This is a genomic window from Allobosea sp. GW821-FHT09G06, assembly GCF_059416005.1.
This window is the reverse complement of the sequence record NZ_JBWKOI010000004.1, coordinates 402,738-414,761: the sequence shown is the minus strand read 5'-3', so window position 1 is coordinate 414,761 and position 12,024 is coordinate 402,738. Positions and strand designations below refer to the sequence as shown.

The 12,024-nt window shown below is 67.4% G+C and carries 9 protein-coding genes; 3 read left to right on the top strand and 6 right to left on the bottom strand.

Annotated elements, in window-relative coordinates:
* Positions 1-200: 200 nt before the first annotated feature.
* Positions 201-1,313, top strand: a complete 1,113-nt coding sequence (locus tag AC07NY_RS21190) for a M20 family metallopeptidase (RefSeq protein ID WP_494585441.1) — start codon at positions 201-203, stop codon at positions 1,311-1,313.
* An 87-nt stretch (positions 1,314-1,400) separates the two neighbouring features.
* Here the strand turns inward: AC07NY_RS21190 and accC are convergent, their stop codons facing one another.
* The 4 genes from accC to AC07NY_RS21170 form a co-directional block, all read right to left on the bottom strand.
* Positions 1,401-2,762 (bottom strand): acetyl-CoA carboxylase biotin carboxylase subunit, encoded by a 1,362-nt coding sequence (gene accC, locus AC07NY_RS21185; RefSeq protein WP_494585440.1) that lies wholly within the window; start codon positions 2,760-2,762, stop codon positions 1,401-1,403.
* Positions 2,763-2,803: 41 nt separating this feature from the next.
* On the bottom strand, positions 2,804-3,265 hold the full coding sequence (accB, locus tag AC07NY_RS21180) for an acetyl-CoA carboxylase biotin carboxyl carrier protein (protein WP_492286184.1): 462 nt from the start codon (positions 3,263-3,265) through the stop codon (positions 2,804-2,806).
* 73 nt (positions 3,266-3,338) lie between these two features.
* Positions 3,339-3,794 carry a type II 3-dehydroquinate dehydratase gene (gene aroQ / locus AC07NY_RS21175; RefSeq protein WP_494585439.1) on the bottom strand — a complete coding sequence of 152 codons (456 nt, stop codon included), beginning with the start codon at positions 3,792-3,794 and terminating at the stop codon, positions 3,339-3,341.
* A 121-nt stretch (positions 3,795-3,915) separates the two neighbouring features.
* Positions 3,916-4,722 carry a DsbA family protein gene (locus AC07NY_RS21170; protein ID WP_494585438.1) on the bottom strand — a complete coding sequence of 269 codons (807 nt, stop codon included), beginning with the start codon at positions 4,720-4,722 and terminating at the stop codon, positions 3,916-3,918.
* A gap of 188 nt (positions 4,723-4,910) precedes the next feature.
* Between AC07NY_RS21170 and AC07NY_RS21165 the strand changes: the two genes are divergently transcribed.
* Complete coding sequence (locus AC07NY_RS21165) at positions 4,911-6,101, top strand: pyridoxal phosphate-dependent aminotransferase (RefSeq protein WP_494585437.1); 1,191 nt, start codon at positions 4,911-4,913, stop codon at positions 6,099-6,101.
* A 143-nt stretch (positions 6,102-6,244) separates the two neighbouring features.
* On the top strand, positions 6,245-8,494 hold the full coding sequence (locus tag AC07NY_RS21160; RefSeq protein WP_494585436.1) for a mechanosensitive ion channel family protein: 2,250 nt from the start codon (positions 6,245-6,247) through the stop codon (positions 8,492-8,494).
* Positions 8,495-8,542: 48 nt separating this feature from the next.
* Here AC07NY_RS21160 and AC07NY_RS21155 read toward each other — a convergent pair whose 3' ends face one another.
* Both AC07NY_RS21155 and AC07NY_RS21150 read right to left on the bottom strand, forming a co-directional pair.
* On the bottom strand, positions 8,543-8,944 hold the full coding sequence (locus AC07NY_RS21155) for a hypothetical protein (RefSeq protein WP_494585435.1): 402 nt from the start codon (positions 8,942-8,944) through the stop codon (positions 8,543-8,545).
* Between the two features lie 156 nt (positions 8,945-9,100).
* Positions 9,101-11,848 (bottom strand): Rne/Rng family ribonuclease, encoded by a 2,748-nt coding sequence (locus tag AC07NY_RS21150; RefSeq protein ID WP_494585434.1) that lies wholly within the window; start codon positions 11,846-11,848, stop codon positions 9,101-9,103.
* Positions 11,849-12,024: the final 176 nt, after the last annotated feature.

Here is a 12,024-nt window from a genome sequence, read left to right as displayed (position 1 = left end):
CTAATCAATGCGATCCGGCTTGGCAAGAGCAGAATTCACGGTCCACGCGAAACGCTTCACAGAAACGTCGTCATCCATCGTTCACGGGGCAGCTCCGCTCGCTCTCGTTCGTGCCGTGAATGACGGGTGCGCTGCCGCTCTGCGCAGGGCGCATGCAGCTTGCCTTGCGCGGCCCCGCCTTCTTCGGAGAACATCGCGCCATGAATCAGCAAGAAGCCGCCGCCGCGCTCTCCGTCTGGGTTGCGCTCGAAAGTCCCACCAGCCATGCCGCCGGGCTCAATGGCATGATGGACCTCGTCCAGAAGGAGGTCGCGGGGCTGCCGATCGCGGTCGAGCGCATTCCCGGCCGCGACGGGCTCGGCGACATGGTCATGCTGCGCGCCGGGCTCGACAACGGCCAGCCGGGCGTCGCCGTGATGTCGCATCTCGACACCGTGCATCCGGTCGGCACCAGTTCCAAGGAGCTGCCTGTCAGGATCGAGGGCGACCGGCTTTACGGCCCCGGCGTCTACGACATGAAGGGCGGCGCCTGGCTTGCCCTGCAGGCCTTCAAGCAGGTCGCGGCCGCAGGCTCGGCCAAGCGGCCGATGGTCTTCCTGTTCACACCCGACGAGGAGATCGGCTCACCGACGAGCCGCGCACTGATCGAGAAGATCGGCAAGGGATCGAAGGCCGTGCTCGTCACCGAGCCGGCGCGGCAGGGCGGCAAGATCGTCACGGCCCGCAAGGGCGTCGGCCGCTTCGATGTCAGGCTGGAAGGCCGCCCGGCCCATGCCGGCTCGAAGCATGCCGACGGGCGCAGCGCCATCCGTGAGGCGGCGCACCAGATCCTCGCGATCGAGGGCATGACCGACTATGCGCGCGGCATCACCACGAGCGTCGCGCTGGTCGGCGGCGGCACGGCGGCGAATGTCATCCCGCAGCATGCCTGGTTCAGCGTCGATTGCCGCGTCACCACGCTGGCCGATGGCACGATGATGGAGAACCGCATCCTTAGCCTGAAGCCGCATGATCCGGATGTCGCCTTGCGCATCACCGGCGGCATGAACCGGCCGCCTTATGAGAAATCGGCGGACGTCGCCGCCTTGTTCGAGCTGGCGCGCAAGGTCGCGGCCGATGTCGGCTTCGACCTGCAGGACTGCCCGATGACCGGCGGCGGATCGGACGGCAATTTCACCGCCGCGCTCGGCGTGCCCACCCTAGACGGGCTCGGGATCGATGGCGATGGCGCGCATACCCTGCAGGAGTACGGGCTGATCTCCTCGATCGCGCCGCGTCAGGCGCTGATGAAAGGCCTGCTGGAGACGATCTGAGGCTGACCTGCTCGCTTCGAACAGCAGGCAAGAAAAAAGCCCCTCGCATCGCGAGGGGCTTTCTCGTTTCGGGAGCTGTCCGAAGCCTCAGGCTTCCGGCTCGCCCATGCCGCCGGCGGCGAGGAATTTCTCGAGCCAGTGGATGTTGTAGTCGCCATTGAGGATGTCCGGGTTGCGCACCAGCGTGCGGAACAGCGGCAACGTCGTGTCGACGCCGTCGACGACGAACTCGTCGAGCGAGCGGCGCAGGCGCATCAGGCATTCGTCGCGGTTGCGGCCATGCACGATCAGCTTGCCGACGAGCGAGTCGTAATGCGGCGGGATCGTGTAGCCCTGATAGGCTGCGGAATCGACGCGAACGCCGAGGCCGCCCGGTGTATGGAACGAGGCGATCTTGCCGGGCGAGGGGCGGAAGGTCGCGTGATGCTCGGCATTGACCCGGCACTCGATGGCATGGCCCTCGATGACGATGTCGGACTGCTTGAGCGAGAGCGGCGCGCCCGCGGCGATGCGGATCTGCTCGTTGACCAGATCGATCCCGGTGATCATCTCGGTCACGGGATGCTCGACCTGGATGCGGGTGTTCATCTCGATGAAGTAGAACTCGCCGTCCTCGTAGAGGAACTCGATCGTGCCGGCGCCGCGATATTGCAATTCGCGCATCGCCTTGGCGCAGATCTCGCCGATCCGGTCGCGTTCGCCGGCGTTGAGGGCGGGCGAGGGACCTTCCTCCCAGACCTTCTGATGGCGACGCTGCAGCGAGCAGTCGCGCTCGCCGAGATGGATGGCGTTGCCGCGGCCGTCGCCGAGCACCTGGATCTCGATATGGCGCGGCTTCTCGAGATACTTCTCTATATAGACCGCATCGTCGCCGAAATTGGCCTTGGCCTCGCTGCGGGCGGTGGCGAGCAGGACGGCGATCTCGTCCTCGTTGCGAACCACCTTCATGCCTTTGCCGCCGCCGCCGGAGGCGGCCTTGATGATCACGGGCAGGCCGATCTCGCGGATGATGCGCAGCGCCTCGGCCTCGTCGGCGACGCCGCCCTCGGAGCCGGGCACGCAGGGGATGCCGAGGCGCTTGGCGGTGCGCTTGGCCTCGATCTTGTCGCCCATCGAGCGGATATGCTCGGCCTTGGGGCCGATGAAGGTGATGTTGTGCCGGTCGAGGATGTCGGCGAAGCGGGCGTTCTCGGAGAGGAAGCCGTAGCCGGGATGGACCGCATCGGCGCCTGTGATCTCGCAAGCCGCGATCAGGGCGGGGATGTTGAGATAGCTTTCGCGGGCCGGCGGCGGGCCGATGCAGACGCTCTCGTCGGCGAGGCGCACATGCATGGCGTTGGCGTCGGCCGTGGAATGCACCGCGACGGTCGCGATGCCGAGTTCCTTGGCGGCGCGCAGCACGCGCAGCGCGATCTCTCCACGATTGGCGATCAGGATCTTGTCGAACATCTTGAAACCCAAATCGGACCCGGCGGCGCGCGGCGCCACGCTCACTCGATCACCAGAAGCGGCTCGCCGTACTCAACCGGCTGGCCGTCCTCGACCATGATGGCCGTGACCTTGCCGGCGCGGGGCGCGACGATGTCGTTGAAGGTCTTCATCGCCTCGACGAGCAGGATGCGCTCGCCCTGCTTCACGACGCTGCCGATCTCGACGAAGGGCTTGGCATCGGGCGAGGGGCGGCGATAGGCGGTGCCGACCATCGGGGAGGGCACGGCGCCGGGATGGGCGGCGGTCGGCTTGGCCTCGACCGGAGCGGCAACCGCGGCGACCGGAGCCGGCATCGCCATCATCGGGGCGGCGGCGGGAACCTGCACGGTCGTCGAGATGTTGCGGGCGACGCGGACGCGCAGATCGCCCTTCTCGACCTCGATCTCGGTGAGATCGGTCTGGTTCAGGAGCTCTGCGAGCTCGCGGACAAGTTCGGGGTCGATCGGGCTCTTGGTCGCCATGGCGGGTATCACCGTCTTCTTCGGATATTCGGATGGAGGCGACGATCTCAGCCGCGCTCCCGTTCAAACAGGTTCAGGCAGCCTTCGCCGCCCGCTTTTCCAGCAGCGGCACGATCGCGTCGAGAGCCAGGTCGTAGCTCGCGACGCCGAAGCCGCAGATCACGCCCACGCAGACCGGCGCCATATAGGAATGGTGCCGGAATTCCTCGCGCGCATGCACGTTGGAGATATGGACCTCGATCGCCAGCGCATCGACGCCCTTGATCGCGTCGCGCAAAGCCACCGAGGTATGGGTATAGGCGCCCGCGTTGATGATCACGCCCGCGCCGGCCAGGCCCGCCTGCTGGATGAAGGTGACGAGCTCGCCCTCGAAATTGGTCTGGCGGAAGGTGAGATCGACGCCCGCGGCTTCAGCCTTGCGGCGCAGACGCTCCTCGACGCCGGCCAGCGTGACCGCGCCATAGGTTCCGGGCTCGCGGGTTCCGAGCAGGTTGAGATTGGGTCCGTTCAGGACGTGGACGGCGACCATCGAAGGCGTTGATTCCGGCACCGCGCGCAGGCGGCAGGAGCCGCCCTCATAAACGTTGAAGGCCGGCAGGGGAAGCCTGAAGCACCCTGCCGGCCCATCGAGGTGAGTTGGCGGCGGCCGTTCAGCCGGCGCAGTCGGTCTTGCCGCAGCGGCGCACCGAATCGATCTTCTGCTTGAGGGCGGCCTGGCCGACCGCGCCGAAGACGATCTCGTCGCCGATGATGAAGGCGGGCGTGCCGGTGAGGCCGAGACGGTCGCCGAGCGCGACGGTGTCCTCGATCGCGGCCTTGGTGGCGGGCGCCTCCATGTCCTTCTTCAGCTGCGCGACATCGGCGCCGGCTTCCTTGGCGATCTCGAGCGCCTTGGCGGCGTTGATCTTGCCCTTCACGGCCATCAGCTTGTTGTGGAACTCGAAATATTTCGGGCCCTGGAGCTGGTTCTTGGCGGCGATGGCGACGCGGCTGGCCTCGACCGAATCAGGCCCGAGGATCGGAAAGTCCTTGAGCACGACGCGCAGCTTCGGATCGGCCTTGGAGAGCGCGGTCACGTCCTCCATCGCCCTTTTGCAGTAGCCGCAATTGTAATCCATGAACTCGACGAGGGTGATGTCGCCATCGGGGTTGCCGATGATGACCGAGGTCGCGGGATCGGTGATACGGGCCTTCTCGGCCGCGACCGCGTTGCGCTGGGCATCGGCCTGGGCGACGGTGTTGCGGCGCTCCAGCTCGATCAGGGCGTCCTGGATGATCTCGGGGTTCTTCAGGATCGTCTCGCGGATCAGATCGGTCACCGCCTTGCGCTGCTCGGGCGAGAGCGGCTGGCCCTGCGCCACGGCCGGCGCGGCGGAGGCCGCGAGCCAGAGGCTCAGCGCGACGGCGGCAGGCCGCAGGCAGGCACGCGCCAGGCTGGTGAGGGTCGGGAAAGCCATCTCGTCATCCTTTTCAAAACCGCCGGGGCGGGTAAACCGCGACCGAAGCAGCGCTTCCAGCCGCGAGCTTGTGGGTGTTCGGAGTGCGGAGGTCAAATCACAGCTCTGCCACCGGATGCGGCCGATGGTTGCAGGCCGCTACAGGCTCGGCTACGCGGGCAGGCCTCTTCGCGAAACCGGACAAGCCGATGCAGAAGCCCCTGATTGCGCCCGCCGCCTTGCCCGCTCTGGCCGAGCGCGCCGAGCGCGTCGCGCCCTTCATCGTCATGGACGTGATGAACCAGGCGGCGGCCATCGAACGCCGCGGCGGCTCGGTCGTGCATATGGAGGTCGGCCAACCCTCGGCGCCGACGCCGGCCTCGATCCGCGCAGCCGCAGCCCGCGCGCTGGAGCACGGCCGGATCGGATATACGCAGGCGCTCGGCACGGATTCGCTGAGGGATCGCATCGCCCGCCATTATCAGGATGCTTATGGCGTCCAGGTGGCGGCCGAGCGCGTGGTCGTGACGACGGGCTCGTCGGGCGGCTTCATCCTCGCCTTCCTCGCCTGTTTCCAGCCGGGTTCGCGGATCGCGATCACGGCGCCGGGCTATCCGGCCTACCGCAATATCCTGATCGCGCTCGGGCTGGAGCCGGTCGCGATCGAAGTCGGCCCCGAGACCCGTTTCGCGCTGACGCCCGACCTGATCGAGCGCGCCCATCGCGAGAAGCCGCTCGCCGGCGTGCTGACCATGAGCCCGGCCAACCCGACCGGCGTGGTGATGACGCCGGAGGCCATCGCCGATGTCGCTGCCTGCTGCCGCAGGCTCGGGCTCTGGTACATCTCGGACGAGATCTACCACGGGCTGACCTACGAGACCCCGGCGACGACGGCGCTCGCCGCCTATCCCGACGCGATCATCGTCAACTCCTTCTCCAAGTACTATTGCATGACCGGCTGGCGCGTCGGCTGGCTCGTGGTACCGCAGCGACTGGTGCGGACGATCGAGCGGTTGCAGCAGAATTTCTCGATCTCGGTACCCTATCTCAGCCAGGTGGCGGGCGAGGCGGCCTTCGACGCGACGGAGGAATGCGAGGCGATCAAGGCCGGCTATGCGCAGAACCGCGCCTTCCTGCTGAAGGCGCTGCCGGAGATCGGCCTCGGCGACTTCCTGCCCGTTGACGGCGCCTTCTACATCTATCTCGACATCGGCCGGTACTCGAACGATTCGATGGCCTTCTGCCGCAGCGTTCTTGAGGAAGCCGGCGTCGCGATCACGCCCGGTCTCGATTTCGACGAGGCGCGCGGCGCGCGCACGATCAGGCTCTCCTTCGCCGGCTCGCTCGGCGAATGCGAGGAGGCGGTGACGCGGATCGGCGCCTGGATGAAGAAGCGCTGAGATATCGGGCCGCGCCGCACTTGCCAGAAACCATGGAAGCTCCGCATTCTGCGCCAGCAAGGGGGAAGCAGGCCATGGACGTCGTTACAGCAGGCGGGGCTTGCGGAAGGCGCGTTGCGACGCCGCTTTCCACATTCCTGATCTTGGCATTCGTTTCAACGGCTCTCCTCTCCGCCTTCGGCTCGGCGGGATCGGCGCGTGCCGAAACTCAGGCGCCGATCGTTCTGAACCTGCGCGGCGACGAGACGCCCGAGACGATCCGCAAGATGGTCGATGCCCTGTCGGCACCGGGACGGCAGGTCGAGATCAGGGTCGGTGGCGCGCCGGCAGCGCCCGTCGCTGCCGCGCCGGCGGAGCCAGCCGGCAAGGCCAAGCCCGCCGCTCCACCCGCTCCCGCCCCATCCATGGCGGACGAGGACGGCTTCCAGGCCGAGGTCAACGCGCTCGTCGACCGCTTCGTCGACGGTGTCGAGTATGGCGGCACCTCGATACCAGCGATCAGCGAACTGCCGGACAACTGGGGGCGTGCCTGGCTGCGCAACCTCAATGGCCGCGAAGGGACGTCCGCCGGCTGGCGCATCCTGGGGATCATCTGCCTGGCGCTCACCGCCGCTTTCGCCTTCCGGCTCGCCTCCGCCCGTTGGTTCGCGCGCAAGATGCAGCCTGCGGGGCCGGAATTCACGCCGCGTCTCATCGCCTCGTCCTGGGGACTGCTCCAGGATGTCGCGACGGTCCTGCTGGCCCTGGCCGTCGCGAGGGTCGCGCGTAACGCCTGGCTGCCGGAGCACGATCTCGCCCATATCGCCCTGACGACGGGCGCCAATGGCGCGGCGATCGGCGCGCTCTACATTGCCGTGGGGCGCTTCCTCGTCTCACCAAACGCGCCGGACCGGCGGATCATGCCGCTGCCGCGCGCGGAGGTGCATTTCCGCAGGCTGGTCGCCTACGCGATCCTGACGCCGCTGATCGTGACCGGCATCCTGCTCGCCCACCATGTCAGCGCCGGCCCGCGGCCGGTGACGGGACTGATCGCGCTCACCGGAATCCTCATCACGCTGTTCAAGATCTGGTGGTTCCATGACGGACGGCACGATCTGGAGGTGCTGGTCCTGTCGGGCTCCTCCGAACCCGGCCCGATCCGGCGGCTGCTCGCGACCGGAACGGCCTGGTTCTACATCGGCACGACGGTCCTGTTATGGATGGTCAGCAGTGCCGCCGCGATGATGTCGAATGGCGGGCGCTGGGCCGAGGCCGCTGCGCTGACGCAGGTGGCGATCGTCCTGATTCCGATCCTCGCCGTCGGCATTGCCAGCCTGCTGCGCTGCCATGCCATGCGGCACGAGGAGGAACATGGTTCGACCCCGATGCGGCGTGCCGGCAGCGCCGCCTTGCGTGCGGCGGCTGTCGGTTTGCTATGGGCGGCCGGCTTCTTCGTGCTGTCGCGCCTCTGGGCCGGGTTGCTGCTCGGCGTGAGTTCGGCGCAGTTCGCCGCCGTGATGCGCCAGACGGCGGGTGTCGCGATCTTCGCCTTCGTCGGCTGGGTGGCGCTCGTCTTCCTGCATGCCTTCTTCGAAGCCTATACGCCGCGGCGGCACGTCGTCGGCCCTGGCGACGAGGACGTTGCGCATGAGGAAGGCGTACCGAGCCGGCTGGCGACGGTGCTGCCGGTGCTGCGCGGCGTCGTCCTGGGCACCGTGCTCGGCCTCACCATTCTCATCGTTCTGTCGCGGTTGGGCGTCGATATCGGGCCGCTGCTTGCCGGTTTCGGCATCCTCGGTCTCGCTCTCTCCTTCGGCTCGCAGGCATTGGTGCGCGATATCGTCTCCGGCGTGTTCTTCATGCTGGAGGACGCTTTCCGGGTCGGCGAATATGTCGATACCGGCCGGCTCAAGGGCACGGTCGAGAAGATCTCGCTGCGCTCGATGCAATTGCGCCACCAGAGTGGCCAGATCCACACTGTGCCCTTCGGCCAGGTCCAGTCACTGACCAATGCCAGCCGCGACTGGGCGACCATCAAGTTCAACGTCCGCCTCGACCATTCCGCCGATATCGAGCAGGCGCGCAAGGCGATCAAGAAGACCGGCATCGCGCTGATGGAGGACCCCGAATACGGGCCGCATTTCATCGCTCCGCTCAAGATGCAGGGCGTCGCCGACATCACCGACAGCGCCATCGTCATCCGGCTGAAGTTCACGGCCAAGCCGAACCAGTCCTCGATGCTGCAACGCGAATCGTTGAAGCGCGTCTACCGGGCGCTGAACGACGCGCATGTCCCCTTCGCCTCGAACGCCGTCACGGTGCGCGGCGGCGAGGGCGGCTCGCAGCACAGCCACGCGGCCGCCGCGATATCGACCGTGCCGCCGCCGACCCCGCTGGCGCCGACACCGGGCTGAGGCGAAACGATCTCCGCAAGGCGTCGGATCAATCCGGTCTGGCCTGCCTCACCATGGCTTGCCCTTCCGGAAGGTGTCCCAGATCAAGCTACCCAGCAGATTTAACAACACCGGAGGGTCGGAGCGCACCGGCCCGAAAAACAGCAATCCAGAGCCGATGACGGCGAGCAGGGCGCCGGCATAGGCGAACAGGCGCGCCGAGACGGTGAAGGATGCGACCTCCGCACGCCTGCCGGCACGTTCGGCAGGATTCTGCGCGCGCTCGGCGTGGAAATGATTGGCGTAGAGCGTAGGCATCGTTTGCGTGCCGACGGGACGGTCGCCCTCAAGCTCGACCCTGAGCGCGACGAACAGGACAAGCAGCCCGAGCATGCCCACGCCGAACCAATCGATTGCATCCCAGGCGAGATAGGCGAGGCCGAGCAAGCTGATAGCGACCAGCGCGATCATGACCATACGCTCGCGATTGCGTGGCGGCGGCATCGGCTCCTGCCTTGGGTGAACGCTCTCCGGACAGTGATCCTGACCGGTTTGCCGGCCCGCGAAAAGAGAAAGCCCGCTGCGGGGGCAGCGGGCTTCGTCATTCATCGGGCTGGGATGGCGCGATCAGGAGCGGCCGGCGAGCCTGTTCCACCAGCCGCCGCGCTTGGGCCGGTTCGGATCCGGCTCGGTCAGCACGACCGCGACAGGCTCCTCCGCCGGGGCCTTGACTGGGGCAGGCTCGGGCGCAGGAGCCGGCTCGGCCGGGGCTGCGGCAACCGGAGCCTCGACCTTCGCCTCGACAGGAGCCGGAGCGGCTTCAGCAACGGCCTCGCCGCCCTCGGTGATCGGAACGACCTTCTTGCGCGAGCGGCTGCGCTTCGGCTTCTCGGCCTCGGCGGGAGCAGCCTCAGTCGCGACGATCTCGGCCTTGGCGTCGGTCTCCTTGGCGGCCTCGGCCTTCGGCTTGCGGGCGCGGCTGCGCTTCGGCTTGGCCGCAGGCTCCTCGGCTGCCAGCTCCGGAGCGATTTCGGCCACGGCCTCAGTGACCGGCTCGGCAGCAGCGGCCGGAGTCACGGCCTCATCGCCGTCGTCCTCGCCCTCGTCGCCCTCGGCGTCGTCATCGCCCTGCGCGCCATCGAGCTGCTGGCCCTGCTCGTCACGCTCGCCACCACGCCGACGGCGGCGACGCCGACGACGGCGACGGCCGTTTTCGCCCTCGCCACGCTCGGACTGGCCTTGTGCCTCTTCGGCGGTCGTCTCATTGCCGCCGGTCTCGGCGTCGAGGGCAGCCGCTTCCGCGGCGGCATCGAGCGCCTCGTCGTCGACGTCGGAAGCGATCGCCTCGGCCTTGAAGCTGGTCGGGATGACCCGGCCCTCATTGCCGACGAACTCGCCGCGTTCGACCTCGAAATAGCGCGTGCCAAGCAGGTTCGCGTCGGTCGAGATCGTGATCGCGATGGCGAAGCGCGCCTCGAGATCGGCGAGATGGGCGCGCTTCTGGTTGAGGACGTAGAGCGCGACCTCCGGCCGGGTGCGGACGGTGAGGTTATGCGAGGCGCTCTTGATCAGCGTCTCTTCCAGCGCACGCAGGATCTGCAGCGCGATCGACGGGGTCGAGCGGATCATGCCGGCGCCGGCGCAGTGCGGGCAGGGCACCGAGGACGATTCGAGCACGCCGGTGCGGATGCGCTGGCGCGACATCTCCAGGAGGCCGAAGGCCGAGATGCGGCCGACCTGGATGCGGGCGCGGTCGTCCTTCAGGCACTCCTTCAGCTTCTTCTCGACGGCGCGGTTGTTCCGGTTCTCCTCCATGTCGATGAAATCGATCACGATGAGGCCGGCAAGATCGCGCAGGCGCAGCTGGCGGGAGATTTCCTCCGCCGCTTCGAGATTGGTCTTGAGGGCGGTGTCCTCGATATTGTGTTCGCGGGTCGAGCGGCCCGAGTTGATGTCGATCGCGACCAGCGCTTCCGTCTGGTTGATGACGAGATAGCCGCCGGACTTCAGCGTCACCGTGTTCGAGAACATCGCGTCGAGCTGGCTCTCGACGCCGAAGCTCGCGAAGAGCGGGGTCTGCTCGCGATAGGGCTTCACGCTTTTGGCATGGCTCGGCATGAGCATGCGCATGAAGTCCTTGGCCTCGCGATAAGCACTCTCGCCGGCGACGTGAACCTCGTCGATATCCTTGTTGTAGAGGTCGCGGATCGAGCGCTTGACGAGGTTGCCCTCCTCATAGACCAGCGCGGGCGCGACCGAGGCGAGCGTCAGCTCGCGCACGCTTTCCCACATGCGCATGAGATATTCGTAGTCGCGCCGGATCTCGACCTTGGTGCGCGAGGCACCGGCCGTACGCAGAATCAGGCCCATCCCCTCGGGAACCTCGAGCTCGGTCGCGATTTCCTTGAGGCGCTTGCGGTCCTCGGCATTGGTGATCTTGCGCGAGATGCCGCCGCCCTTGCCGGTGTTCGGCATCAGCACCGAATAGCGGCCGGCGAGCGAGAGATAGGTGGTGAGCGCCGCGCCCTTGTTGCCGCGCTCTTCCTTGACGACCTGGACCAGGATGATCTGGCGGCGCTTGATCACCTCCTGGATCTTGTACTGGCGGCGATGGCTGCGCTGGCGGCGCTCCGGCATGTCGTCGAGGGCGTCGCCGCCACCGAGCTGCTCGGGAGCCTCCTCGGCCTCCTCGTCGCCGTTCTCGTCGTCGCCATCGTCCTCGGACGGCTTGCGGGCTTCGCTCTCGGCGCTCTCCGGCGCTTCAGCCGAGATAACGGTCTCCTCGACCGAGACGCTCGCCTCAACGGTCTCGAAGGTCAGCGGGGCCGCGTTCGGGGCGGAGTCCTCGGTGGTCGATTCGGCGACGTCAGGCGCAAAGAACTCACCGAAGGCGGGGCCGCCCTCGTTGACCATCGCGGCTTCCTTGCCGTCGGTCTCGACACGCTCCTCGCCGTTCTGCTCGACCTCGGCCGAAACGGTCTCGTCGGCGGCAGCCTTCTTGGCGCGGTTGTCGCGATCGCCGCGGCGGCCACGATCGCGGCGGCCGCGCTTCTCGCGGCGCTCCTCGTCGCGCTCTTCGTCACGCTCGGCGCGGGCCTCGTCCTCGAGCAGCGCCTGCCGATCGGCAACCGGGATCTGGTAATAGTCGGGATGGATCTCGGAGAAGGCGAGGAAGCCGTGGCGGTTGCCGCCATACTCGACGAAGGCCGCCTGGAGCGAGGGCTCCACGCGGGTCACCTTGGCAAGGTAGATATTGCCGCGGAGCGGCTTTCGGCTGGCGGATTCGAAATCAAACTCTTCGACGCGGGATCCGCGGACCACCACGACCCGGGTCTCCTCCGGGTGGGTGGCATCGATAAGCATCTTGTTGGCCATAAGAAATTTCCATTGGCGCGGCCGCCGACCGAGGCCGCGCGGCTACGGATGCGAATCCGCTGCCGCGGGCAGGGGCGCCGCGAAAAGGCCGGGGTGAGCCGGCATGTTGCAGGAGGGAGGAGGAAGCGGTCGAGACAGGAAGGCGGCTCGGAACAGCCACTCGGGCGCATAGCCCG